Genomic DNA, 25,583 nt, shown 5'->3' on the forward strand with positions numbered 1-25,583 from the left:
AAAGTTTCTTTGATATAATTATTCAGGTCTCAACATGGTTTTTTAGTACTTCCTTTATATCTTTACCCTTAAATAGTTGTCGAATGAAACAAAATTTAATATATGTAGTATTGTTTTTGGTAACACTGTCGGTAAAGGCTTCTTATGTACTTCTACCGATGGATGACGCTACACAACAAAATCATCTTAAAGCTTATGGTATTACTTATTGGTGTTTGAGTAAGGATTACAAGGCGAGTTGGTTACTAAACTATCGTGGTGGTTCATTTTTATTACCGGACGCAGATGAAATTCGTAAAGAGTGTAAAATTCGTGGAGTAAGTTTTGAAATTATTTCTGATAGTGAAGAAGCGTCAATTTTAGATGAAATTTCGAGTCCCTCTCAAAATATGGAATCAGTTATTTTGGAAAAAGCTCCTAAAATTGCAGTTTATACTCCAAAAGGCAAACAACCTTGGGATGATGCTGTAACATTAGTTTTAACATATGCCGAAATTCCCTTTACACCAATTTATGATGAAGAGGTTTTAAGTGATCAGTTGTTACTTTACGACTGGTTGCATTTGCATCATGAAGATTTTACCGGTCAATATGGTAAGTTTTATTCAGCTTATAAAAATACACCTTGGTATATTGAACAAAAAAAGGATTCAGAAGCTTTGGCTAGTAAGTTAGGCTATTCAAAAGTTTCAGAGGAAAAAGGAGCCGTAGCTAAAAAAATCAGAGACTTTGTTGTTGGGGGAGGTTTTATGTTTGCAATGTGTTCTGCAACTGATAGTTTTGATATTTCTTTAACAGCAGATGGGGTTGATATCTGTGAAGCAATGTTTGATGGAGATGCAAGTGAACCGAATTATCAATCAAAATTGAACTATGGAAATTCTTTTGCCTTTAAAGATTTTACACTTGAACGAAGACCGGAACAGTATGAATTTTCAGATATTGATATGACTACAAAACGTAGAATAACACCTGATAAAGATTATTTCACTTTAATGGAATACTCTGCAAAATGGGATCCAATACCAAGTATGCTTTGTCAAAATCATACACAATTGGTAAAAGGATTTATGGGGCAGACTACTTCATTTGATTCAGCATTGATCAAATCTAATGTTTTAATTATGGGAGCATGTGAACTTAATGGTGAAGCACGCTATATTCATGGAGAAAAAGGAAAAGGAATGTTTACTTTTTTTGGAGGACACGATCCCGAAGATTATCAGCATCAGGTAGGTGATCCCCAACAGTTTTGGATTTGCATCCAAATTCTCCTGGCTATCGATTGATTTTAAATAACGTTTTGTTTCCGGCTGCAAAAAAGAAAAAATTAAAAACATAATTATTTGCTCTGGTTATATCTAGTGTGAAAAATATAAAGGCTTTTCAAATTTATGAAAAAGCCTTTTTTGTATGTTTTTATTAAGAATTAGACAGCCCTTAATCCTGTTGTGATAGCAAATCTATTTCATGAATTGATTGTAATAATAGCCAGGATAATTTCTGCTAAATATTTTTCATCAAATAAACGGGCTGCATTTTGATATGTTTCTTCAGAAACATGATTACTGATCAAAGTTACTTCTTCGGTCAAAGCCAAAATTGCTTTTTCTTCTTCTGTATAAATGTCCGCTTCGCGCCATGTGCTTATAAGATAAATGCGTTGTTCAGTTTCGCCATATTTCCTGGCATCTGCAGTATGCATGTTAATACAAAAAGCACATCCGTTTATTTGTGAAGTACGAATTTTGATGAGTTCTTTATGTGTTGGTGTCAATGATGTTTTAGAAATATAACTTTCTAAATTCATAAGGGCTTGATAAGCTTCTGGAGCAACTGTTGCGATAACGATTCTTGGTTTCATTTTACTTGTTTTTAAAGTTGAAACAAAGGTCAGTCAATCATATTTTGTAAATCTTGAACTACTTCAAGAAATGCATTTACACCTTTCCAGCTCTTATTTTACTCATAAACTCAGCCGAGAAATCAAGATAGGAGGCAAGCATATATTGAGGAACTCGCTGAACAAATTCCGGATTAAGATTGCTAAAATGTCGATATCTTTCCTCTGCTGACATCGTAAATAAAAATTTGATACGCATTTGAGCCGCACCAAATGTTTTTTGTGAAACGATTCGAAAGTAGCGTTCTAATTTAGGAATCTGAATTAATAAGGATTCGAGGACAGATTTTTCAATTGCAATAATTTCAGAGTTTTCTACAGCCTGAATATAAAAATGTGATGGTGTCTGATTGTGAAAGCTTAAATAATCAGTAATCCACCAGCTTTCAACTCCAAATTGAAGTGTTTGTTCTGTTCCCTTATTATTAATGATGTATTGTCTAAAACAACCTTTTGCAATAAAAGACATCGTATTACAAATCTTGCCTTCTTGTAAAACATGTTGTTTCTTTTTGTAATATCCAAACTAGATTCTAAAATATTAATCTCATGAAATTCTAAGGAGGTAAATTTTTGAATATGTTCTAAAAGTAGTGAATGCATTTGATTTAATACAAATGTAATAAATCTAGTTTCTATTCTTGATAAACTATTAGAAAGCAAAAACCCAATCGAATGACTGGGTTTTTTATGATAAGTAAGTAATCTTAAATTGAGTTGATAAACGTTTATTTTACTTTATTAAGAATAGCTTTGAAAGCTTCCGGGTGGTTCATAGCTAAATCTGCAAGAACTTTACGGTTCAATTCGATTCCGTTAGCTTTAACTTTTCCCATGAATTGAGAATAAGACATTCCTTCTAATCTGGCTCCAGCGTTAATACGTTGAATCCATAATGCACGGAAATTTCTTTTGTTTTGTTTTCTATCGCGGTAAGCGTAGCACATTGCTTTCTCTACTGCATTCTTAGCAACTGTCCAAACGTTTTTACGTCTTCCAAAGAAACCTTTGGCTTGCTTCATTATTTTTTTTCTTCTTGCTCTTTTAGCAACTGAATTTACCGATCTTGGCATAATTTTAATGTGTTTTTGTAGCAGGCGTCCTGAATTGAATCAAAGGAACTTAAAAGCCATACTCCAAGGTTATATAAATAATTTTTTAACCTAAAGAATTATTAGATAATTCTTAATTGTTGTTTAATGCTTTTCATATCTGTTGAGTGAACTAGCGCTGAGTGTGTCAAAGCTAATTTACGTTTTTTAGATTTTTTAGTCAGGATGTGACTTTTAAAAGCATGCTTTCTTTTAATCTTTCCAGAGCCAGTAACTTTAAAACGTTTCTTAGCGCTAGATTTTGTTTTCATTTTAGGCATTTTTCCTAGTGTTTTAATTTATTCTTACTTACTTATATCTTTGTGTCATATTTATGATTTCAGTTCATACTGAAACTGTAAACTTAGACTACTTCTTCTTTTTCGGAGCAATGAACATAATCATTCTCTTACCTTCCAAAACAGGCATAGCTTCCACTTTGCCATGTTCTTCCAGATCTGTTGCTAAACGTAATAATAAAATCTGACCTTGATCTTTATAGATGATAGAACGACCTTTGAAGAAAACGAATGCTTTTAATTTTGCACCTTCTTTAAGGAACTTTTCAGCATTCTTTCTTTTAAACTCGTAATCATGCTCGTCAGTCTGAGGACCAAATCTAATTTCTTTTACTACAACTTGAGACGATTTAGCTTTTAATACCTTGTCACGTTTCTTTTGTTCGTAAACAAATTTCTTGTAATCCATGATTTTACAAACCGGTGGCTCAGCATTTGGCGAAATCTCAACTAGATCCAATTCAAATTGATCAGCTAAGCGTAATGCCTCCGCTAGTTTAAATACACCAGGCTCGATGTTTTCACCTACTAGTCTTACTTCTTGTACACCACGAATATTGTTATTTATTCTGTGTGCATCTTTTTTTTCTACGCGAGGTTGAAAACCTCTGTTGCTTCTTATTGCTATGACTTTATAATTTAAGTTAAACTTTAAAAACTTTTAATGTTTTATTTATTTCTTCGTTTACAATTCTGACAAATTCGTCTATGGTAACTGTAATATTCCCTTTTCCTTCTTGTCCGTGTCGACGAATAGAAATAGTGTTATTTTTCTCCTCCTCTTCTCCTACAATCAGCATAAATGGTGTTTTCTGCATTTCTGCATCTCTAATTTTCTTGCCTATTGTCTCGTTTCGGTTGTCAATCAGGGCGCGAATTTCGTGATTTTCTAGCAAATCTAAAACTTTTTTAGCATATATTTCGTATTTCTCGCTCAAAGACAAGATTATAGCTTGTTCAGGCATTAGCCAAAGAGGGAAATTTCCAGCTGTATGTTCAAGTAAAATAGCAATAAAACGTTCCATAGAGCCGAAAGGAGCTCTGTGAATCATAACTGGTCTGTGTAATTCGTTATCAGCACCTTTATAAGTCAAGTCAAAACGCTCAGGTAAGTTATAATCTACCTGAATTGTTCCTAATTGCCATTGTCTTCCCAATGCATCTTTAACCATAAAATCCAATTTTGGACCGTAAAATGCAGCTTCACCATATTCAACTACAGTATTTAAACCTTTGTCTGCAGCAGCATTGATAATTGCATTTTCAGCTTTTTCCCAATTTTCATCAGTACCAATATATTTTTCTCTATTTTCCTGATCTCTCAACGAAATTTGAGCAGTAAAGTTTTCAAAACCTAACGAACCAAATACATATAATACAAGGTCAATTACTTTTTTGAACTCTTCATCCAATTGCTCCGGAGTACAAAAAATATGCGCATCATCCTGAGTAAATCCTCTAACACGAGTTAAGCCGTGTAGTTCTCCAGATTGTTCATATCTATACACAGTACCAAATTCAGCATAACGCTTTGGTAAATCTTTGTACGACCAAGGTCTTACGTTATAGATTTCACAATGGTGAGGACAGTTCATCGGTTTCAATAAAAACTCTTCACCTTCTGCTGGAGTATGAATAGGTTGAAAACTATCTGCACCATATTTGGCATAGTGACCAGAAGTAACATATAATTCTTTTTGACCAATATGTGGACTCACAACTTGCTCGTATCCTGCTTTCTTTTGTGCTCTTTTTAAAAATTGTTCCAAACGCTCTCTAAGTGCAGCTCCTTTTGGTAACCATAAAGGTAAACCTTGTCCAACTTTTTGAGAAAAAGCAAACAACTCAAGTTCTTTACCAAGTTTACGGTGATCACGGCGTTTCGCTTCTTCAAGAAGTTCAAGATACTCAGTTAAATCTTTTTGTTTAGGAAATGAAGTTCCGTAAACACGAGTTAACTGCTTGTTTTTTTCATCACCTCTCCAGTAAGCGCCCGCAACACTCATTACTTTCATCGCTTTGATAATTCCAGTATTAGGAATATGTCCACCACGACATAAATCAGTAAATGTAGAATGATCACAGAAAGTAATAGTTCCATCTTCAAGATTAGAAATCAATTCAGTTTTGTAAACATTGTCTTTATACATTTCTAAAGCTTCAGCTTTAGTCACAGGACGCATTTTGAATTCATGTTTCTCTCTTGAAATCTCAAGTACGCGATCTTCAATCTTTTTAAAGTCAGCTTCAACAATTTTTTGATCTTCAAAATCTACATCATAATAGAAGCCATTGGCAATTGCTGGTCCAAGAGTTAATTTAATTCCAGGGTATAGTTCTTCAAGAGCCTGTGCCATTACGTGCGAAGTCGAATGCCAGAAAGCTTTTTTTCCTTCGGCATCGTTCCAAGTATATAGTATAAGATTACCGTCGGTCGTCAATGGAGTTTCGGTTTCAATAGTTGTACCATTAAAAGATGCTGAAATAACGTTTCTAGCAAAACCTTCGCTAATGTTTTTAGCGACCTCCATTGGAGTTGCGCCTGAAGCGAACTCTCTAATTGACCCATCGGGTAAAGTAATCTTGATCATTGTTTATAATTTTGTGAGTGCAAATATACATGATTACAAAAACACATACAATATATATGTACAAGTTTACTTATTATATATGTATTCCTTTTCTATATGTGCAATATAAGGTGTCTTGATTTATCCAACCTGTATAGATTGTTTAAAGTAATATAGCGTCGTGGGATAGCGAATGCCTGTTTTGGACCCGACAAGTTTTTTTGACTTGTCGGGTTTGTTTTCACGTATATATAATTCTAGGTAAAAAACGATACTATAAATATAAGGGTGCTTTTTGTCGGGCTGATCGAATTCGAAGACTTTTGGGTTTCGGAATTTGAGATCTAGCGATAGTGAGCAGCAATTTTAAAAAATTTGCATTCAAGTTTAGTAGTTATTTCCCGCCGTCCTTCCAAATCTTTTGTTTTGAACCCCAAAACAAAAGGATTTTCCCTCCCATCGGGGCTAGGGGATGGTTTTTCAGAAGAATATTAGCGGAAATAGGATTTCAAAGGGTAATTAAAAGAGAAAAATCATGCGCCAAGACTGAAAAATCGGCAAAAACCAATACCAAAATAAGCCGAAAAACATTAAAACAGTACTTGAAGAAAGAAAAAACCTACTATAAACTTTTTTTATAAATTATAAACAAGCTGTTACCAGACAGTTAAGAAAAAGTTTTAAAAAAGGTTGAAATTTTATAATAAAAAGGCTTGGTAAAGTGGATAAAGGTTGTACTTTTGCACCCGCAACAGCGAAAGCGTTCATCGAAATACTGACAGGCAAACGAATTTAAAGGAAAAGAAATTTTCTAAAAAAAAAGATTCAAAAAAGCTTGTGAGATTTGAAAATGCTTTTTACATTTGCACCCCGCAAAACACGAAAAGTTCATTGAGGTATTGGAAGGAAAATTAGAAAAAGGAAACGAAAAAAAAGTTTCAAAAATTTTTAAATTTTTCTTGCGAGAAACAAAAAGAAGTTTTACTTTTGCACCCGCTTTGAGAGATAAACGATAGGCGAAAAGAATAAAAAATATTACGTTCGTAGACATATTGAATTGACAGCCGCTTTAACAGAGATGTTAAGGCAAAAGAATAAGAGTAATAGAATCGGAAGATTCGATAAGAACCGATAGATACTGATTCGAATAACAATACGATTTGATGTAAATTAAATCAACAATATACGATGAAGAGTTTGATCCTGGCTCAGGATGAACGCTAGCGGCAGGCTTAACACATGCAAGTCGAGGGGTATTTATCTTCGGATAGAGAGACCGGCGCACGGGTGCGTAACGCGTATGCAATCTACCTTTTACAGAGGGATAGCCCAGAGAAATTTGGATTAATACCTCATAGTATTACGACCTGGCATCAGGATGTAATTAAAGTCACAACGGTAAAAGATGAGCATGCGTCCCATTAGCTAGTTGGTAAGGTAACGGCTTACCAAGGCTACGATGGGTAGGGGTCCTGAGAGGGAGATCCCCCACACTGGTACTGAGACACGGACCAGACTCCTACGGGAGGCAGCAGTGAGGAATATTGGACAATGGGCGCAAGCCTGATCCAGCCATGCCGCGTGCAGGATGACGGTCCTATGGATTGTAAACTGCTTTTGTACGAGAAGAAACACTCCTATGTATAGGAGCTTGACGGTATCGTAAGAATAAGGATCGGCTAACTCCGTGCCAGCAGCCGCGGTAATACGGAGGATCCAAGCGTTATCCGGAATCATTGGGTTTAAAGGGTCCGTAGGCGGTTTAGTAAGTCAGTGGTGAAAGCCCATCGCTCAACGGTGGAACGGCCATTGATACTGCTGAACTTGAATTATTAGGAAGTAACTAGAATATGTAGTGTAGCGGTGAAATGCTTAGAGATTACATGGAATACCAATTGCGAAGGCAGGTTACTACTAATTGATTGACGCTGATGGACGAAAGCGTGGGTAGCGAACAGGATTAGATACCCTGGTAGTCCACGCCGTAAACGATGGATACTAGCTGTTGGGGGCAACTTCAGTGGCTAAGCGAAAGTGATAAGTATCCCACCTGGGGAGTACGTTCGCAAGAATGAAACTCAAAGGAATTGACGGGGGCCCGCACAAGCGGTGGAGCATGTGGTTTAATTCGATGATACGCGAGGAACCTTACCAAGGCTTAAATGTAGTTTGACCGATTTGGAAACAGATCTTTCGCAAGACAAATTACAAGGTGCTGCATGGTTGTCGTCAGCTCGTGCCGTGAGGTGTCAGGTTAAGTCCTATAACGAGCGCAACCCCTGTTGTTAGTTGCCAGCGAGTCATGTCGGGAACTCTAACAAGACTGCCAGTGCAAACTGTGAGGAAGGTGGGGATGACGTCAAATCATCACGGCCCTTACGCCTTGGGCTACACACGTGCTACAATGGCCGGTACAGAGAGCAGCCACTGGGCGACCAGGAGCGAATCTATAAAACCGGTCACAGTTCGGATCGGAGTCTGCAACTCGACTCCGTGAAGCTGGAATCGCTAGTAATCGGATATCAGCCATGATCCGGTGAATACGTTCCCGGGCCTTGTACACACCGCCCGTCAAGCCATGGAAGCTGGGGGTGCCTGAAGTCGGTGACCGCAAGGAGCTGCCTAGGGTAAAACTGGTAACTAGGGCTAAGTCGTAACAAGGTAGCCGTACCGGAAGGTGCGGCTGGAACACCTCCTTTCTAGAGCCTTAGTGTTAGCATTTGTGCACGCTGAGGAAAAAAGATGAAGATCTTTAAAGTTCTGAATTGAAAGATTGTATTACTCTTGCTGTTAATTTAAAAAAAAATGAAAATTAAGTAAAACAGAGTCTCGTAGCTCAGCTGGTTAGAGTACTACACTGATAATGTAGGGGTCGGCAGTTCGAGTCTGCCCGGGACTACTTTTTAAAATCAAATTGACAATTATTAATTGACAATTGATAATTAAAAAGACTGATTAGCTTAATTAAAAGGAAATTTTAGAGGTTGAGTAACCGTTTTAAGTACTGTTAACTGAAAACTGTTAACTGACAACTAAAAAATGGGGGATTAGCTCAGCTGGCTAGAGCGCCTGCCTTGCACGCAGGAGGTCAACGGTTCGACTCCGTTATTCTCCACGAAATAATTGACAATTATCAATTGATAATTATTAATTGTTAAAGTTCATTGACATATTGAGATAAGAAATAATAAAAAGTAGAAAGCGTTTTTTGTTATAGTAGAGATACAAACAACAAGAAACAAAAAAAAACGGTCATATTAATTTATGATTGGTACAATAAGCAAAATAAGGGCGTATGGGGGATGCCTAGGCTCTCAGAGGCGATGAAGGGCGTGATAAGCTGCGAAAAGCTACGGGGATCGGCACACACGAATTGATCCGTAGATACCCGAATGGGGCAACCCACTATGTTGAAGACATAGTACACCGATAGGTGGGCAAACCCGCTGAACTGAAACATCTAAGTAGGCGGAGGAGAAGAAAACAAAAGTGATTCCGTAAGTAGTGGCGAGCGAACGCGGATTAGCCCAAACCAATGTTGTTACGGCAATGTTGGGGTTGTAGGACCACGATATTTTATGTACACGGAACCGGAACTGACTGGAAAGTCGGGCCATAGAGGGTGATAGCCCCGTATGGGTAACAAGTATAATAGATAGTGGTATCCTGAGTAGGGCGGGGCACGTGAAACCCTGTCTGAATTTGGCGGGACCATCCGCTAAGGCTAAATACTCCTGAGAGACCGATAGTGAACCAGTACCGTGAGGGAAAGGTGAAAAGAACCGTGAATAACGGAGTGAAATAGATCCTGAAACCATACGCTTACAAGCGGTCGGAGCCCTTTCGTGGGGTGACGGCGTGCCTTTTGCATAATGAGCCTACGAGTTAACGTTGCTGGCAAGGTTAAGTGGTTAAGCCACGGATCCGTAGCGAAAGCGAGTCTGAATAGGGCGCTTTAGTCAGTAGTGTTAGACGCGAAACCGTGTGATCTACCCATGGGCAGGATGAAGCGCTGGTAACACAGTGTGGAGGTCCGAACCGGTTGACGTTGAAAAGTCTTCGGATGACCTGTGGGTAGGGGTGAAAGGCCAATCAAACTCGGAAATAGCTCGTACTCCCCGAAATGCATTTAGGTGCAGCGCTGGCGATAGTTATATAGAGGTAGAGCTACTGATTGGATGCGGGGGCTTCACCGCCTACCAATTCCTGACAAACTCCGAATGCTATATAATGTTTCCCAGCAGTGAGGGCTTGGGTGCTAAGGTCCAAGTCCGAGAGGGAAAGAACCCAGACCATCAGCTAAGGTCCCCAAATATATGTTAAGTTGAAAGAACGAGGTTTGTCTGCCCAGACAGCTAGGATGTTGGCTTGGAAGCAGCCATTCATTTAAAGAGTGCGTAACAGCTCACTAGTCGAGCGGACGAGCATGGATAATAATCGGGCATAAACATATTACCGAAGCTATGGATTTACAAGCAATTGTAAGTGGTAGGGGAGCATTCTAACAGGGTTGAAGGTGTATCGTAAGGTATTCTGGACTGGTTAGAAAAGAAAATGTAGGCATAAGTAACGATAATGCGGGCGAGAAACCCGCACACCGAAAGACTAAGGTTTCCACAGCTATGCTAATCAGCTGTGGGTTAGTCGGGACCTAAGGCGAACCCGAAAGGGACAGTCGATGGCCAACGGGTTAATATTCCCGTACTACTGATTACTGTGATGGGGTGACGGAGTGATGAAAGCGCCGCGAACTGACGGAATAGTTCGTTGAAGTACCTACCTATAAGACCCGCAGGCAAATCCACGGGTTTTGGGGAAATACGATAGTACTCGGAGTCTTCGGACAAAGAGATAGTGCGCCTAAGGGCTTCCAAGAAAAACCTCTAAACTTCAGGTAATTAGTACCCGTACCGCAAACCGACACAGGTAGTCGAGGAGAGAATCCTAAGGTGCTCGAGAGATTCATGGCTAAGGAATTAGGCAAAATAGACCCGTAACTTCGGGAGAAGGGTCGCCAGCAGCAATGCTGGCCGCAGTGAAGAGGTCCAGGCGACTGTTTATCAAAAACACAGGGCTCTGCAAAATCGTAAGATGAAGTATAGGGCCTGACACCTGCCCGGTGCTGGAAGGTTAAGAGGAGATGTTATCTTCGGAGAAGCATTGAATTGAAGCCCCAGTAAACGGCGGCCGTAACTATAACGGTCCTAAGGTAGCGAAATTCCTTGTCGGGTAAGTTCCGACCTGCACGAATGGTGTAACGATCTGGACACTGTCTCAGCCATGAGCTCGGTGAAATTGTAGTAACGGTGAAGATGCCGTTTACCCGCAGTGGGACGAAAAGACCCTGTGCACCTTTACTATAGCTTAGTATTGACCTTGGATAAATGATGTGTAGGATAGGTTGGAGACTATGAAGCGGCGTCGCCAGGCGTTGTGGAGTCATTGTTGAAATACAACCCTTTGTTTATCTGAGGCCTAACCCCGCTTTGTGGGGGACAGTGCTTGGTGGGTAGTTTGACTGGGGTGGTCGCCTCCAAAAGAGTAACGGAGGCTTCTAAAGGTTCCCTCAGTACGCTTGGTAACCGTGCGTAGAGTGCAATGGCATAAGGGAGCTTGACTGAGAGACATACAGGTCGATCAGGTACGAAAGTAGAGCATAGTGATCCGGTGGTTCCGCATGGAAGGGCCATCGCTCAAAGGATAAAAGGTACGCCGGGGATAACAGGCTGATCTCCCCCAAGAGCTCATATCGACGGGGGGGTTTGGCACCTCGATGTCGGCTCGTCACATCCTGGGGCTGGAGAAGGTCCCAAGGGTTGGGCTGTTCGCCCATTAAAGTGGCACGCGAGCTGGGTTCAGAACGTCGTGAGACAGTTCGGTCTCTATCTACTGTGGGCGTTAGAAATTTGAGTGGATCTGATTCTAGTACGAGAGGACCGAATTGGACTAACCTCTAGTGTATCTGTTGTCCCGCCAGGGGCACCGCAGAGTAGCTACGTTGGGAAGGGATAAGCGCTGAAAGCATATAAGCGCGAAACCCACCACAAGATGAGATTTCTTTTAAGGATCGTGGAAGATGACCACGTTGATAGGCTATAGATGTAAAGGCAGTAATGTCATAGTCGAGTAGTACTAATAATCCGTAAGCTTATGTACACCCTTTTCCTCCGGGTCAACCCGGAGGAAGAAACTTTCTAAAAATAGTAAATAAAAATATTTTTCTTTATCTCAGTATGTTAAGATATTTGCCCGTCGCGGGCAGTCTTAAAGACGAAAGTCCAGAGTCGTAAAGTGAAAACTTTTGACTTTATGACCTTAGACTTTAGACTAACAACCTTAAGGTGGTTATTGCGGCGGGGCTCACCTCTTCCCATCCCGAACAGAGTAGTTAAGCCCGCCTGCGCAGATGGTACTGCAGTTATGTGGGAGAGTATGTCGTCGCCTTTCTTTTGAAAACCCTGTTTCTGATGAAACAGGGTTTTTTGTTTTAAAATGAGGTACCTTAGCTCAGATGGTAGAGCAATGGACTGAAAATCCATGTGTCCCTGGTTCGATCCCTGGAGGTACCACAAATGCTCGGATGGTGAAATTGGTAGACACGCTGGACTTAAAATCCAGTGAACAGAAATGTTCGTGCGGGTTCAAGTCCCGCTCTGAGTACTGAAAACTCCAATTGGCTATGGCTGATTGGAGTTTTTTTTGCTTAATGGAATGGAGTGTTTTCTTCAAATAGAAAGAACTTCTGATTGACCCGATCCTGCGTGAGCGATGCAAGCGACCACAGAAACAAAAAAAATATAAAATATATATTTGGATGCTATTATGCAAAAAAAGCGGATCATTTGTAGATCCGTTTTCGTAATAATAACTTCTAATGTTTTAGTTCCTAAACGGAGATCCTAAAAAGAAAAAATTCTAAATTTATTTCTTCTAAACGGAGATCTAAATGCTTTTATTTTTGCATTGAAAGATTCTGCCCAAGCATTTGTGCTTCTGTTATCAAAGTAATTTAATATGGTTTGATAATGATTCATTATTGTTCTGGATATTGTATTGAAGGACTTAAAACCAGATTGACTTACTTTTTCATGCCATTTGGCCAGTTTTGCAAAGCCAATAACTTTGTTAGTTGTTTTTTCAAAAATAGTACGCAATTCCTGAGTTAGATTATATGCTTTTAAGATATCTGGATATAATTCATATAATAGATTAGTGCGTTGGGTCTGATTTACAGACCATTTTATTTTGGTTTTATATAAAAAATGACGGCCTCTTGCTAATAGTTGTTTAAGTGTATCTCCATTTGCAAGTGTTTGAGATTCATGTTTTTTATTGAACTTTTTGGCTTCTTCTATAGCTTGATTTTCCTGATCGATAGCTTTCCAGCGATATTTAATTCTAATTTCCTGTAAAGCTTCCGATGCGAGTTTCTGGACATGAAAACGATCGATAACACGAGCTACCTTTGAAAAACATTTCTTAGCGATCAGGTTCATATTTCCCGCCATATCCAAAGTAATTTCTTTAACTAGATTGCCCTGCTTAAGAGGGATTTTCTCAATGAGATCAATAACAGATTCTGCTTTATTACCTAACACCATTGCCACTATGGTTCCTTTTCTGCCTCTGCCGGATTTATTTGTTAAAACAGTGTATAGTTCGCCATTAGAGAGACAGGTCTCATCTATTGATAAGCGTTTCCCAATGTTTTCGGGAAAAATAAGCCATTTTTTTGCATGTGATTTTTGATCCCAAATCTTAAAATCGCTTAAAAAGTCTTTGTACTGATATTGCAGATTCCTGCCCTTGACACCATAAAATGAAGCAATGGCATTGCAATTATTTGGATTGGAATCTATGGATTTCTTTTAAAAAAGACGCAAACTCCTGGGTTAAACGAGTTCCGTCTGCTACTAAATTCCAATCTTTAAAAACTACTTTTCCAGTATCTTCATTAAGCCATCTTCTGCGAGTGATGTGAAGATAAACCTGATGTCCGCGAATAGGAAAATCCTGAACAGTTATCTGGTCAAAGTATCCTTTTGAACTTAATTTAAATCGCTGTATTCTTTTGGAATAGAATTGATTTCTTTCAAGTACAAATGAAGAACCTCATCTCCCTTTTCATAAGAAGTAAGCTCAAAATATTCGACTATTATTTCTGGGAGTAATAATTTAAGAAGATCAACAAAAGAATCCTGCATTTCTATTTAATTTTAAAATACAAAAATCGATATTTTAATATTTCCCCACAACATTTTGTGTTGATCCACAAATGCTCGGATGGTGAAATTGGTAGTAAGATCCAGTGAACAGCAATGTTCGTGCGGGTTTAAGTCCCGTTCTGAGTACTGAAAACTCCAATTGGCTATGGCTGATTGGAGTTTTCTTGCTTAATGGAATGGAGTGTTTTCTTCAAATAGAAAGAGCTTCTGATTGACCCGATCCTGCCTTAGCGATGAAAGCCGTATCCTTTTGCGGGATTTGTCTTTTCTTTTTAATCAAAACTTTCTTCCGCAAAAGATACAGCGGACAGGCCGGTTCACAGGGAAACGCTATAAAGTATTTGATACTTTTCTGTTAAATTTTGATCAATTTTGACTTTAAATTTATGGTTGGTTAGCCTTTCCAGATACGAATCTGTATTTTTGCTTAAATATTTATAAGTTGACTATGAAAAAAAGTTTTGTATTGTTGGTGCTATTTGTTATTTCAAACCTAGTTGCTCAACAACGACCTAAGCTGGTTGTAGGAATTGTGGTTGATCAGATGAAAATGGAATATTTATATCGATTTTCGGATGACTTTTCTGCAAACGGATTTAAGAGATTGATAAATAATGGATATACTTTTCAAAATATGCATTATAATTATGTTCCTACTTATACAGCTCCGGGGCACGCCTCTATTTATACAGGAACTACACCATCGACGCATGGAATTGTGGGGAATGAATGGTTTAGCAGGACTCTGGGAAAGCAAATGTACTGTACAGATGATGCTTCGGTAAAAACTGTTGGTGACGGAACTGCAGATGAAGGGGGAATGTCTCCAAAAAACCTGCAAAGCACTACTATTACTGATGAAGTTAGAATGGCGACAAATTTTCAGGGGAAAGTTATTGGAATGAGTCTTAAAGATCGTGGTGCCATTTTACCAGCTGGTCACTTTGCTAATTGGGCTTTTTGGTACAGTAAAACGGGTTCTTTTATTTCCAGTACATTTTATGGAGAAAAATTACCAGAATGGGTATCCGAATTTAATAATGAGAAAAATTATCTGAAATATATAAATAAGGGTTGGGATTTGTATAAACCTGCTTCAACCTATAATGAAAGCCTTCCTGATGATAATCCTTATGAAGGGAAATTATACGGCAGTTTAGCACCTGTTTTTCCATATGATCTTAAAGCGATGTATGAACAAAATGATGCAGGAATATTGAGATCTACTCCTTTTGGAAATGATTTATTAGCTGATTTTGCTAAAAAAGCCATTGAAAAAGAAGAGTTAGGAAAAGACAATATTACTGATTTTCTAACAGTGAGTTTCTCGTCTACAGATTATGTTGGACATTTATTAGGGCCACGTTCTATGGAGCTTCAGGATACTTATTTGCGATTAGACCAAACGATAGCTGATTTTTTAGCTTATTTGGATAAAACAGTTGGTAAAAATAATTATTTGCTTTTTTTAACAGCTGATCATGCCGGAGCGGAAAATGTTATTTATTTGAAAGACCGTAAATATAATGTCGATAATTATCCATCAAAAGATTTTAGAAACAGTTTACAGGATTTCTCAGTTAAAACATTTGGAGTAGATTTACTTTTGAATTATTCTAATTTTAATATCTTTTTCAATAAACAGATTATTAAAGACAAAGGTTTAGACTTAGCGAAAGTGAAACAAGAATTTAAAGATTTTTTAATTTCGCTGCCACAAGTTAAAAAAGCATACACCGAAGAAGAAATTTTAGCTAATTCTGGAAACGATTACTATTTGAATTTTGTTGCAAAAGGATATGATGCAACACAGGATGGTGATATAGTTTTAATGGGCAAACCTGGTGTTATTGAATATTTACCAACTGGAACTTCGCACGGAACAGCTTATACTTATGATACTCACGTACCAGCAATTTTTTATGGATGGCATATTAAAAAAGGAGAATCTTATGATAAAAAAGCTATTACTGAAATTGCACCAACGATTGCTCAAAAAATAAAAGTTACTTTCCCAAATGGAACAGAAGCTAAAGTAATGCAGGAAGTATTGGATGAAAAGTAATATTTTAGAATTATAAATTTAAACCTGTCTTTTGAGACAGGTTTTTTTGTGCAAAAAAAAATGCTTTTCAATTATTGAAAAGCATTTTTGCTAGTGAATTAGTAAACACTATTTTAGTAATAACTATGCGTTTGCTACTACTAATTCTTCATTAAAAGGAAGATTCCATGCTTCGGCAACTCCTTTGTAAAGGATTTTTCCGTTGGCAATGTTTAAACCTTTTTTCAATTCTTCGTTTTCATGACAAGCTTTTTCCCAGCCTTTATTCGCTAATTGTACTGCATAAGGCAAAGTAGCATTAGTCAAAGCTAAAGTAGATGTATAAGGAACAGCTCCTGGCATATTAGCTACACAATAGTGAACAATATCATCAATAATAAAAGTTGGATTTTCATGTGTTGTTGGAGTACAAGTTTCGATACATCCTCCCTGATCTACAGCAACGTCAACGACAACCGTTCCAGGACGCATTAATTTTAGCATGTCGCGGGTAATTAAGTGCGGTGCTTTTGCTCCCGGAATTAAAACTGCTCCAACAATTAAGTCTGCATCTTTAATTGCTCTGGTGATGTTGTAATGGTTAGACATTTCTGTGTTTACGTTTGCCGGCATAATATCGTCCAATTGACGTAAACGTGGCAAGCTTAAATCCATAATGGTTACCTGAGCACCTAAACCAGCAGCCATTTTTGCAGCCTGAGTTCCTACAATTCCTCCACCTAAAACTAAAACTTTTGCAGGCGGTACACCTGGTACGCCACCTAAAAGAATTCCTCTTCCTTTTAATGGTTTTTCAAGATATTTTGCTCCTTGCTGAATCGCCATACGACCTGCAACTTCAGACATTGGAACTAATAATGGTAAACTACGGTCTGTTTTTTCTACAGTTTCGTAAGCTAGACAAACAGCACCTTTTTCAAGCATTGCATGAGTTAATTCTTCTGAAGAAGCAAAATGGAAGTAAGTGAAAAGTAATTGATCTTTTTTGATTAAAGGGTATTCAGAAGCAATTGGTTCTTTTACTTTAATGATCATTTCTGCAATCGCATAAACTTCTTCAATTGTTGGTAATACAATTGCACCAGCATCTGCATATTCTTCATCGCCGAAACCACTTCCTAAACCGGCAGTAGACTGAACGTAAACTGTATGCCCGTGTTTTTTAATTTCAGAAACACCGGCAGGAGTTAAAGCTACACGGTTTTCATTATTCTTAATTTCTTTTGGAACACCTATTATCATAATTTTATGTATTTTGTTTTTTATAGAGTTATGTTACAAATGTATTAATAGAGAATATATTATTGATAATTAGGCTTTAAATAAGAAAATATTATTTTATGTTGTATTTTTACAGAAAATTATTCTTTATAGATTCATTTTTATTTCTTTAAAAAGAAAAAATGACTGATTTTGGTTAAATATAGAAAACGTTTTCGTTATGGCTTTAGATGAAATTGATAAGAAAATCTTACGTCTTTTACAGGAAAATGCTCATTACACACTGAAAGACATTGCAAACAAAATAAATTTGTCATTAACACCCGTTCATGATAGAGTTAAACGTCTTGAAAAAGAAGGTGTTATAGAGAAGTATGTTTCAATTTTAAACAAGAAAAAGCTAGGCAATAATCTAACTGTTTATTGTCAGGTAACTTTAACAAAACAGACCTATGATACATCGGAAGGTTTTAACCAGTCGATTTTAAATATGCCTGAAGTTGTTGAGTGCAATTATGTTTCTGGAAATTTTGATTATATGCTGAAAATTATCATTCCGGATATGGAAAGCTATCATTATTTTCATCAAAAGAAATTATCGGTTTTACCTGAAGTCTCCTTAATTAATACTGTTTTTGTAATTTCTGAAGTAAAGAGTACAACTGTACTTCCTATTTAAAATAAAAAACCACCAGAAAAACCCTGATGGTTTAAGAGATGGTTGGTTTTTATATTAATAATAAGTGAATCTTCTAACTTTGGCAATATATTTTGCTAAACGAATTACCTGGTGACTATAACCGTATTCATTGTCATACCAAATGTAAAGAATAATATTTTTTCCGTCTTTAGAAACAATTGTTGCATTACTGTCATAAATTGCAGGGGCAGAAGTTCCAATAATGTCAGATGAAACGAGTTCATTATTTAATGAATATTTAATTTGTTCTACCAATTCGCCTTCTAAGGCATATTTCTTCATTATTTTATTTACAGCAGTTATTGAGGTTGCTTTTTTGACTTCTAAGTTTACAACTACTAATGATCCGTTTGGAACCGGAACTCTAATAGCATTTGAAGTCAGTTTTCCTTCAAGTGACGGAATTGCTTTTGCAACTGCATTCCCCGCCCCCGTTTCGGTAATAACCATGTTTAAGGCTGCAGCTCTTCCGCGACGGTATTTTTTGTGCATATTGTCAACCAGATTCTGATCGTTTGTATAGGCGTGAATAGTTTCCAGATGGCCTTTTGCAATTCCTAAACTATCTTCAATAACTTTTAAAATAGGGGTTATGGCATTTGTAGTACATGATGCAGCCGAAAAAATAGCTGTATCATCAGGATTGTATTCGTTATGGTTTACGCCATATACAATATTTGGAACTCCTTTTCCGGGTGCTGTCAACAATACTTTACTGACTCCTTTTGAAATTAAATGTTTTTTTAAAGCTTCTTCAGATGTAAAAGCTCCACTGTTGTCAATGACAAGTGCGTCATTAATGCTGTATTGTGTATAATCTATTTCTTCAGGCGAATTTGCATTGATTATGTTTACTGTAGTTCCGTTAATAATCAAAGCATTATTTTTTGGGTCTGCTGTTACTGAACCCTGGAAATTTCCGTGAATTGAGTCATGTCTTAATAGAGAAGCTCTTTTCTCTAAGATCACTGAATCAATTTTATCCCGTGTCACAATTGCTCTCAGGCGTAACTGGTTTCCTTTTCCGGTTTTTGACATTAGTTCTCTTGCCAATAAACGTCCAATTCTTCCAAAGCCATACAGAACGACATCTTTAGGCTGAATTTCTTTAGATGATTTGGCTTTTTTTAATTTATCCATTACAAAATATCTGGCATCCGGATATTTTTCTTCTTCCAGCTGATATTCATAAGTCAATTTTCCAAGATCTAATTTAGCAGATGGAAAATCTAATGATAAAATGACTTTAGCAATTTCAACAGAATCAAAAATGCTGATTGGCTTGCCGACAAATTCTCCTGCATATTGATGCAAATTGATAATGTCACTGACATTTTTATCCAACAACTGATTCTTAAATAAAACCATTTCGATGGATTTGTCATACCATAAATCACTTATGATTTTAATTAATTGGACTCCAGCTCTTCTTCGGTCGACTTGTAGAGATACTTCTTTTTGGTACAAAGTTTTGTTGTTCATAATTGATTGAATTAAAAAAATAAAACGCTCACTATTTTAAAATTTTGCGCAAAACTACTTATTTCAATCGATTTCGTAACTTGTTTTGTAATTTATTTTTGAAAAATAAAAAAGCCACCTTAATTTTTTAAGATGGCTTTTGGTAATATTTAGTCTCAGTTTAAAACTTTGATGTGACTATTTTTAAATGATAATTCTAAAGATTTCTCCGTTTTTATTGATCATTTCAATTCGGATACTTTGACCTTCATCTTTTTTGTTTAGAAGTTTTGAAACAGTTTCAACATTTGTTGCTTTTATGTTGTCTATGCTTAAAATGATATTCCCCTGCAATTCATTTTGATATTGCATCAAATTCTCATTGGTTATGTTTTTAATTTTAACTCCATAATCAATTTTGAATTTCTTTTTGTCAACAGCATCAATATTTTCTAATTCGATTCCTTTAAACTCGGTACTAAAAAACTCATTTTTGCTTAATGTTACAGGAACCACTTTCGATTTTCCTTCTCGCATGTAGGTTACCTGTACCACGTCATTTGGTCTTTTGGTATTGATATAACCGGAAAGATCGGCAAATGTTGAAATATTCTGACTGTCTAATTTTATAATGATGTCACCTTTTGTAAGACCGGCTTTTTGAGCCCCGGATTTAGGGGTAACTTTATTGATGTAAAAACCCTGTGTTTCAGAAATACCCAACTCTTTAGAAGCATTACTATTTAATTCACCGCCTTCAACACCTAAGATTCCTCTTTGTACATTTCCGAATTCCATTATATCTTCAACAATTTTACGGGCATTATTTGATGGAACTGCAAAAGAATATCCAACATATGATCCGGTCATGGAAGAAATCATAGTATTAATTCCAATTAATTCTCCACGGGTATTAACCAGTGCTCCACCACTGTTTCCAGGGTTTACGGCAGCATCAGTCTGAATAAAGGACTGGATTCCACTCGTGTCAAGATTTCTGGCTTTCGCTGAAACAATTCCGGCTGTAACAGTAGAAGTTAAGTTGTAAGGATTCCCAACTGCCAAAACCCATTCTCCAACTTTTACGCTGTCAGAATTTGCAAAAGCAGTGTATGGAAGTTTTTCGTCAGCATCAATTTTCAATAAAGCAATATCCATTTTAGAGTCTGTTCCAATCAGTTTTGCTTTATATGATTTTTTATTATTTAAGGTAATTTCAATTTCGGTAGCATCCTTAATAACGTGATTATTTGTTACAATGTAACCGTCTTCAGAAATAATAACACCTGAACCAGTTCCAACCTGTTCCTGCTGTTGTTGTCCTCCATAACCGTAGAAAAACTCCAGCATCGGATTACTAACTGTTCTGCGCGAAACATTTTTAACGTGAACAACAGTATGAATTGTTTTATCAGCAGCTTCAGTAAAATCTACTGTTTCGGCAGCCAGACCAACATTTCTGCCAAATGAATTCGGGGCAAGAGTAACAACAGAATTTTCTCTTCCCAAAAAAGAATTGTTGCCATCAAATAATAATTTGTAAGCCCCAAGAGTAGTAGCACCACTCAATAATGATACTAAAAATAAGCTTGAAAATCTTTTCATAATTAGGATTTATGTTTAAGTTACTTATGTAAAATTAATAGAAAAAAATATTTTGAAAAATGGTTTAACGCTCTTTAACATTGATTAACATTTCATTAATTAATACTTCGTACTTTTGTACTTCTAACAACTAAAAAATGCAAATAGAATTTTATAAATATCAGGGTACCGGAAACGATTTTGTAATGATTGATAACCGTTCAGATTTCTTTCCTAAAGGAGATATAAAACTTATAGAACGCTTATGTGACAGACGTTTCGGAATTGGTGCTGACGGCCTTATTTTACTGGAAAATGATGATGAAACCGATTTCAAAATGGTATATTACAACTCAGATGGAAACGAAAGTTCAATGTGTGGGAACGGAGGCCGTTGTCTTGTAGCTTTTGCTAATCAATTAGGCGTTATTGAAAATAAAACCACTTTTATTGCTACAGATGGTTTGCATCATGCAACTGTAAATAATGACTCAATTGTTTCATTGCAGATGATTGATGTTGATGAAGTTCAAAAGAAAGATTCCTATACTTTTTTAAACACCGGTTCACCTCATCATGTACAAATTGTAGATGATTTGGAACATTATAATGTAAAAGAAAACGGAGCAGCAATTCGTTACGGAGAATTGTACGGACAAAAGGGAAGCAATATTAATTTCGTCAAAAAAATCAATGATTCTGAATTTTCACTTCGAACTTATGAAAGAGGAGTTGAGGATGAGACTTTAGCTTGTGGTACTGGTGCAACGGCTGTTGCAATTGCCATGAATGCAACCGGACAGACGGATAAAACTTCAATTGATATAAATGTTGAAGGAGGAAAACTGGCCGTTTCTTTTGATAAATTAGGAGAACATTTTACGAATGTTTTTTTAATTGGTCCTGCAAAATTTGTTTTTAAAGGAATAATAGAGATTTAATTTCACTATATTAATATCAAAAAAACCTTGAGAAAAATTTTCTGTATTGGATTCTTATTTTTTACGTTATTAAACACGTATGCATGCTTGAATGGCGAAAAATACATCATGAAAAACGGTGGCTATCTTTATATGGATTATGCTGATGCTTTGCCATTTGGACATAATTTTCCTATCAGTAGAAATATGGAGCGTGTTAAATTTGAGCTTGATAGTTTGTATAAAAAAACAAAAGATCTAGATTATTTATCTGATAAAGGATATATTCTGATTCTTGAAAAGAGATATGACGAAGCTTTGAAACTCTATTTAAAAATAGAAAAATTAAAACCAAACCGATATTCTACAGCTTCAAACATAGGAACATTGTATGAATTAATGGGGAATAATAAAGAGGCTTTAAGGTGGATCAATAAATCGATTACTATTAATTCTAAATCACATAATGGTTCAGAATGGCTTCATTCTAGAATTTTAGAAGCAAAAATAAATGGAGAAAAGTTTCAAAACTCTAAATTTTTATTAAACACAGATTTTGGAAATGAGATAAAACCTATTTCTAAATTGGACACAATTCAACTAAATAAATTAGATAAATCTTTATATTATCAGTTAAATGAAAGGCTATCATTTATTCAGCCTAAAGATAATATAATTGCAATATTGATGTTTGAATTAGGGAATATAAAAATGCTCAAAAGACAATTTAATACTGCAAAGCTAATTCTGGAAAAGGCGAAAGAATACGGTTTAAAAAGTCCTGTTTTAGAAAAAAGATTGATTTATGCAAAACATGTCCTGAATCCTAAGCCAATTTTTAAAAATAGAAACTCGAACGATAGTGCCGAAATAGATTATGTAAGAACATTGCTTTCATTTATTCTGGCAGTTGTTGCAATCAGTCTTTTATATTTGATTTTTCTATCAAAATCCGGAAATCAAAAAGCTACAGTGTAATGATAACTCTTAAAGGCAAAAATATTTATCTGCGCGCATTAGAACCTAATGATTTAGAGTTCGTTTATGCTATGGAAAATGATCAAAGCATTTGGGAAGTCAGCAATACGCAAACACCATATAGCCGTTTTTTGGTTCGGCAATATCTTGAAAACGCACATCAGGACATTTATGAAGCGAAACAATTGCGTTTGTCAATCTGTCAGGATGAAGATTTTCCGGCTATAGGATTAATTGATTTATTTGAATTTGATCCGAAAAATAATAGAGCAGGAGTTGGTATTGTAATTCAGAATAAGGAAAATCGAAATCAAAATATTGGTTCTGAGGCTTTAGAGTTATTAATTAAGTATTCTTTTTATAATTTGAACTTACATCAATTATATGCAAATATTAGCGTAAGAAATGTAGCAAGTATAGCTCTTTTTACTAAATTTGGCTTTGAGCAAACAGGAATTAAAAAAGATTGGATTTTGCTAAATGGACAATATCAGGACGAAGCAATTTTTCAGTTAATTAACAAACAAATTTAAATTTTAAACTTTGAACTTAAAAAAGATTATCACGATAGTTGCCGTAGCTGTTATTTCAGTTTTAATGATTTACGGATTTATACTTATTAGCAGAATTTTTAGTGCCAATACAAAATTTGAAGAAAAAGAACTTTACGTATATGTTCCTACTGATGCTACTTATGCTGATGTTAAAAAAATATTAGAACCTTATATTAAGAATTTCGATAATTTCGAAATGGTTGCCAGTAAACGCAGTTATCCTGAAAATGTAAAATCAGGGCGTTTTTTACTTAAAAAAGATATGAACAATATTGATTTGGTTCGTGCAATGCGATCTAATGTTCCGGTTAAACTTGCGTTTAATAATCAGGAGCGCTTAGAGAATTTTGCCGGAAGGATAGGTTCACAAATTGAAGCTGATAGTTTGTCATTGTTGAAAGCCATAAAAGATTCTACTTTCTTAAAAGAAAATGGTTTTAATGAAGAGAATGTTTTTGCCATGTTTATTCCAAATACTTATGAAGTATACTGGAATACTTCGGCAATAAAATTCCGTGATAAAATGATTAAGGAATATCACAATTTTTGGACAGACGAAAGAATCGAAAAAGCTAAAAAACAAGGTTTAACCCCAGTTCAGGCAACAATTTTAGCCTCTATTGTACATAAAGAATCAGTTAAAAAAGATGAAAGACCTCGTATCGCGGGTGTTTATTTAAATCGCTTACGCTTAGAAATGCCTTTACAAGCAGATCCAACTGTGATTTATGCCTTAAAATTACGTGACAATAATTTTGATCAGGTTATCAAAAGAGTATTTTATAATGATTTGATTATGAAATCTCCTTATAATACTTACGTGAATATAGGACTTCCTCCGGGACCAATTGCAATGCCGGATATTACTGCTGTTGAAGCGGTTTTAAACCCTGAAAAACACGATTATATTTATTTTTGTGCCAGTATCGATCGTTTTGGTTATCATGAATTTGCCTCAACTTATGAGCAGCACACAATTAATGCAAAAAAATATTCAGACTGGATTGCCGGTCAGGGCGTAACAAGATAGTTTTGAATTTTAAAATTTCCTTTTTCTTATCGGTTTTATTCATTTTGAGTTTTCAATTTATTGAAGCACAGAATAAAATTGAGATTTTTTTAAAGCCTTTAGATACTTTAAATAAAAAGAGACAAAATACAGTTGTTATAACTGAGGCCGCTTTGGCCTCAGTTACTTTAATTGGTTTGAATCAGATTTGGTATGCCGATTATCCGAAATCTAATTTTCATTTTATAAATGATAATGACGAATGGCTCCAAATGGATAAAATAGGCCATTTTTATTCGGCGTATCATTTAGGAAGATTCGGAGCTGAAGCGTTGAATTGGAGTGGTGCAAGTAAAAAAAATCAATTGATTTATGGAGCAGGTGTAGGTTTTGCCTTTCTCACTGCTGTTGAAGTTTTAGATGGATACTCTGCAGAATGGGGTGCATCTTCGGGTGATTTAATTGCTAATGCAACCGGAACTGCTTTATATGTTTCTCAGGAATTACTTTGGAATGAACAACGAATAACGCCTAAATTTTCCTTCCATACGACTCAATATGCGAATAAAAGACCTGATAAGCTTGGGAGTTCGCTTAATGAACAGATTTTAAAAGACTATAATGGACAGACGTATTGGTTATCTGTAAATCTGTATTCTTTTGCTAAAGAAACAAAAATTCCGAAGTGGTTAAATGTAGCTTTTGGATATGGTGCTGATGGAATGTTATCCGGAAACAATAAAAATGAAAATTTCGTTTTAGCTCAAAATCCTGAAAATTTTCGTCAGATTTATCTTTCTTTTGATGTTGATTTAGCTAAAATTAACACAAAATCACATTTTTTTAAAACTATTTTTTCCGTTTTTAATACGATAAAAATTCCGGCTCCAACTCTCGAATATACCGCCAATAAAGGGCTTAAAGGACATTTGTTTTATTTTTAAAAATGCTATTTCATTGATTATCAGTATTTTTTTGAATTTGTTACCTTTGCACCGTAGAA

18 protein-coding genes, 4 tRNA genes, 3 rRNA genes and 1 pseudogene are annotated in these 25,583 nt (G+C 36.1%); 15 read left to right on the top strand and 11 right to left on the bottom strand.

Features of this window, described 5'->3' with window-relative positions; translation table 11 throughout:
* Positions 1 to 83: 83 nt before the first annotated feature.
* A pseudogene (locus BXU10_RS02915) lies at positions 84 to 1,342 on the top strand (asparagine synthetase B).
* 126 nt (positions 1,343 to 1,468) lie between these two features.
* On the opposite strand, the gene BXU10_RS02920 reads toward BXU10_RS02915, so the two are convergent.
* From BXU10_RS02920 to thrS, 6 genes are all read right to left on the bottom strand, one after another.
* Positions 1,469 to 1,864 carry a carboxymuconolactone decarboxylase family protein gene (locus BXU10_RS02920; protein ID WP_078226029.1) on the bottom strand — a complete coding sequence of 132 codons (396 nt, stop codon included), beginning with the start codon at positions 1,862 to 1,864 and terminating at the stop codon, positions 1,469 to 1,471.
* 76 nt (positions 1,865 to 1,940) lie between these two features.
* On the bottom strand, positions 1,941 to 2,372 hold the full coding sequence (locus BXU10_RS02925; RefSeq protein ID WP_255405981.1) for a Crp/Fnr family transcriptional regulator: 432 nt from the start codon (positions 2,370 to 2,372) through the stop codon (positions 1,941 to 1,943).
* 259 nt (positions 2,373 to 2,631) lie between these two features.
* The gene (gene rplT, locus BXU10_RS02930) at positions 2,632 to 2,976 is read right to left on the bottom strand and encodes a 50S ribosomal protein L20 (protein ID WP_007810721.1); all 345 of its coding nucleotides are present in this window, start codon (positions 2,974 to 2,976) and stop codon (positions 2,632 to 2,634) included.
* A 101-nt stretch (positions 2,977 to 3,077) separates the two neighbouring features.
* A complete protein-coding gene (gene rpmI, locus BXU10_RS02935; protein WP_007810722.1) occupies positions 3,078 to 3,275 on the bottom strand; it encodes a 50S ribosomal protein L35 in 198 nt (65 codons plus the stop codon).
* Between the two features lie 88 nt (positions 3,276 to 3,363).
* Positions 3,364 to 3,915 (bottom strand): translation initiation factor IF-3, encoded by a 552-nt coding sequence (gene infC / locus BXU10_RS02940; RefSeq protein WP_078226030.1) that lies wholly within the window; start codon positions 3,913 to 3,915, stop codon positions 3,364 to 3,366.
* Between the two features lie 22 nt (positions 3,916 to 3,937).
* Positions 3,938 to 5,884: a threonine--tRNA ligase gene (thrS, locus tag BXU10_RS02945; RefSeq protein WP_078226031.1), complete on the bottom strand. Its 1,947-nt coding sequence runs from the start codon at positions 5,882 to 5,884 to the stop codon at positions 3,938 to 3,940.
* A 1,164-nt stretch (positions 5,885 to 7,048) separates the two neighbouring features.
* On the opposite strand from thrS, the gene BXU10_RS02955 reads away from it, so the two are divergent.
* The 7 genes from BXU10_RS02955 (at position 7,049) to BXU10_RS02985 (ending at position 12,523) form a co-directional block, all read left to right on the top strand.
* Positions 7,049 to 8,562: ribosomal RNA gene (locus tag BXU10_RS02955) — 16S ribosomal RNA — on the top strand.
* A 126-nt stretch (positions 8,563 to 8,688) separates the two neighbouring features.
* Positions 8,689 to 8,762: transfer RNA gene (locus BXU10_RS02960), tRNA-Ile, on the top strand.
* A 142-nt stretch (positions 8,763 to 8,904) separates the two neighbouring features.
* A tRNA-Ala gene (locus BXU10_RS02965) sits at positions 8,905 to 8,978 on the top strand.
* Between the two features lie 159 nt (positions 8,979 to 9,137).
* A 23S ribosomal RNA gene (locus BXU10_RS02970) occupies positions 9,138 to 12,019 on the top strand.
* 181 nt (positions 12,020 to 12,200) lie between these two features.
* Positions 12,201 to 12,310, top strand: a 5S ribosomal RNA gene (rrf, locus tag BXU10_RS02975).
* Together the 16S, 23S and 5S rRNA genes with 4 tRNA genes alongside form the textbook arrangement of a ribosomal RNA operon.
* Before the next feature lie 49 nt (positions 12,311 to 12,359).
* Positions 12,360 to 12,432: transfer RNA gene (locus tag BXU10_RS02980), tRNA-Phe, on the top strand.
* 5 nt (positions 12,433 to 12,437) lie between these two features.
* Positions 12,438 to 12,523 (top strand) — tRNA-Leu (locus BXU10_RS02985).
* Between the two features lie 239 nt (positions 12,524 to 12,762).
* Here BXU10_RS02985 and BXU10_RS02990 read toward each other — a convergent pair.
* Positions 12,763 to 13,722, bottom strand: coding sequence for a transposase (locus tag BXU10_RS02990; RefSeq protein WP_369803400.1), 960 nt, complete (start codon positions 13,720 to 13,722; stop codon positions 12,763 to 12,765).
* A 189-nt stretch (positions 13,723 to 13,911) separates the two neighbouring features.
* Positions 13,912 to 14,067 carry a hypothetical protein gene (locus BXU10_RS25725; RefSeq protein ID WP_369801758.1) on the bottom strand — a complete coding sequence of 52 codons (156 nt, stop codon included), beginning with the start codon at positions 14,065 to 14,067 and terminating at the stop codon, positions 13,912 to 13,914.
* 469 nt (positions 14,068 to 14,536) lie between these two features.
* Between BXU10_RS25725 and pafA the strand changes: the two genes are divergently transcribed.
* A complete protein-coding gene (gene pafA, locus BXU10_RS03000; protein WP_078226033.1) occupies positions 14,537 to 16,153 on the top strand; it encodes an alkaline phosphatase PafA in 1,617 nt (538 codons plus the stop codon).
* A 123-nt stretch (positions 16,154 to 16,276) separates the two neighbouring features.
* Here pafA and ald read toward each other — a convergent pair whose 3' ends face one another.
* Positions 16,277 to 17,395, bottom strand: a complete 1,119-nt coding sequence (ald, locus tag BXU10_RS03005; protein ID WP_078226034.1) for an alanine dehydrogenase — start codon at positions 17,393 to 17,395, stop codon at positions 16,277 to 16,279.
* Positions 17,396 to 17,594: 199 nt separating this feature from the next.
* On the opposite strand from ald, the gene BXU10_RS03010 reads away from it, so the two are divergent.
* Entirely contained in the window at positions 17,595 to 18,053 is a 459-nt protein-coding gene (locus BXU10_RS03010) for an Lrp/AsnC family transcriptional regulator (protein WP_031456201.1), read from the top strand.
* 54 nt (positions 18,054 to 18,107) lie between these two features.
* Here the strand turns inward: BXU10_RS03010 and BXU10_RS03015 are convergent, their stop codons facing one another.
* On the bottom strand, positions 18,108 to 19,556 hold the full coding sequence (locus tag BXU10_RS03015) for a glyceraldehyde-3-phosphate dehydrogenase (RefSeq protein ID WP_078226035.1): 1,449 nt from the start codon (positions 19,554 to 19,556) through the stop codon (positions 18,108 to 18,110).
* A 183-nt stretch (positions 19,557 to 19,739) separates the two neighbouring features.
* Positions 19,740 to 21,140 carry a trypsin-like peptidase domain-containing protein gene (locus BXU10_RS03020; protein ID WP_078226036.1) on the bottom strand — a complete coding sequence of 467 codons (1,401 nt, stop codon included), beginning with the start codon at positions 21,138 to 21,140 and terminating at the stop codon, positions 19,740 to 19,742.
* A 137-nt stretch (positions 21,141 to 21,277) separates the two neighbouring features.
* On the opposite strand from BXU10_RS03020, the gene dapF reads away from it, so the two are divergent.
* The 5 genes from dapF (at position 21,278) to BXU10_RS03045 (ending at position 25,524) form a co-directional block, all read left to right on the top strand.
* On the top strand, positions 21,278 to 22,060 hold the full coding sequence (gene dapF, locus BXU10_RS03025; RefSeq protein ID WP_078226037.1) for a diaminopimelate epimerase: 783 nt from the start codon (positions 21,278 to 21,280) through the stop codon (positions 22,058 to 22,060).
* Between the two features lie 108 nt (positions 22,061 to 22,168).
* Entirely contained in the window at positions 22,169 to 23,017 is an 849-nt protein-coding gene (locus BXU10_RS03030; RefSeq protein ID WP_123921943.1) for a tetratricopeptide repeat protein, read from the top strand.
* The gene (locus BXU10_RS03035) at positions 23,017 to 23,550 is read left to right on the top strand and encodes a GNAT family N-acetyltransferase (RefSeq protein ID WP_078226039.1); all 534 of its coding nucleotides are present in this window, start codon (positions 23,017 to 23,019) and stop codon (positions 23,548 to 23,550) included. Before BXU10_RS03030 ends, BXU10_RS03035 begins: the two co-directional genes overlap by 1 nt.
* 10 nt (positions 23,551 to 23,560) lie before the next feature.
* Positions 23,561 to 24,601: an endolytic transglycosylase MltG gene (gene mltG / locus BXU10_RS03040; RefSeq protein ID WP_031456195.1), complete on the top strand. Its 1,041-nt coding sequence runs from the start codon at positions 23,561 to 23,563 to the stop codon at positions 24,599 to 24,601.
* A gap of 2 nt (positions 24,602 to 24,603) precedes the next feature.
* The gene (locus BXU10_RS03045) at positions 24,604 to 25,524 is read left to right on the top strand and encodes a DUF2279 domain-containing protein (protein WP_078226040.1); all 921 of its coding nucleotides are present in this window, start codon (positions 24,604 to 24,606) and stop codon (positions 25,522 to 25,524) included.
* Positions 25,525 to 25,583: the final 59 nt, after the last annotated feature.

The organism is Flavobacterium sp. LM4, assembly GCF_002017935.1.
GTDB lineage: Bacteria > Bacteroidota > Bacteroidia > Flavobacteriales > Flavobacteriaceae > Flavobacterium > Flavobacterium chungangense.

What these genes read in the sequence shown, in the direction of transcription:
- BXU10_RS02920 (WP_078226029.1), bottom strand. Translation starts at nt 1,864, where the DNA reads ATGAAACCAAGAATCGTTATCGCAACAGTTGCTCCAGAAGCTTATCAA.
- BXU10_RS02925 (WP_255405981.1), bottom strand. Translation starts at nt 2,372, where the DNA reads ATGTCTTTTATTGCAAAAGGTTGTTTTAGACAATACATCATTAATAAT.
- rplT (WP_007810721.1), bottom strand. Translation starts at nt 2,976, where the DNA reads ATGCCAAGATCGGTAAATTCAGTTGCTAAAAGAGCAAGAAGAAAAAAA.
- rpmI (WP_007810722.1), bottom strand. Translation starts at nt 3,275, where the DNA reads ATGCCTAAAATGAAAACAAAATCTAGCGCTAAGAAACGTTTTAAAGTT.
- thrS (WP_078226031.1), bottom strand. Translation starts at nt 5,884, where the DNA reads ATGATCAAGATTACTTTACCCGATGGGTCAATTAGAGAGTTCGCTTCA.
- BXU10_RS25725 (WP_369801758.1), bottom strand. Translation starts at nt 14,067, where the DNA reads ATGCAGGATTCTTTTGTTGATCTTCTTAAATTATTACTCCCAGAAATA.
- pafA (WP_078226033.1), top strand. Translation starts at nt 14,537, where the DNA reads ATGAAAAAAAGTTTTGTATTGTTGGTGCTATTTGTTATTTCAAACCTA.
- ald (WP_078226034.1), bottom strand. Translation starts at nt 17,395, where the DNA reads ATGATAATAGGTGTTCCAAAAGAAATTAAGAATAATGAAAACCGTGTA.
- BXU10_RS03010 (WP_031456201.1), top strand. Translation starts at nt 17,595, where the DNA reads ATGGCTTTAGATGAAATTGATAAGAAAATCTTACGTCTTTTACAGGAA.
- BXU10_RS03015 (WP_078226035.1), bottom strand. Translation starts at nt 19,556, where the DNA reads ATGAACAACAAAACTTTGTACCAAAAAGAAGTATCTCTACAAGTCGAC.
- BXU10_RS03020 (WP_078226036.1), bottom strand. Translation starts at nt 21,140, where the DNA reads ATGAAAAGATTTTCAAGCTTATTTTTAGTATCATTATTGAGTGGTGCT.
- dapF (WP_078226037.1), top strand. Translation starts at nt 21,278, where the DNA reads ATGCAAATAGAATTTTATAAATATCAGGGTACCGGAAACGATTTTGTA.
- BXU10_RS03030 (WP_123921943.1), top strand. Translation starts at nt 22,169, where the DNA reads ATGAAAAACGGTGGCTATCTTTATATGGATTATGCTGATGCTTTGCCA.
- BXU10_RS03035 (WP_078226039.1), top strand. Translation starts at nt 23,017, where the DNA reads ATGATAACTCTTAAAGGCAAAAATATTTATCTGCGCGCATTAGAACCT.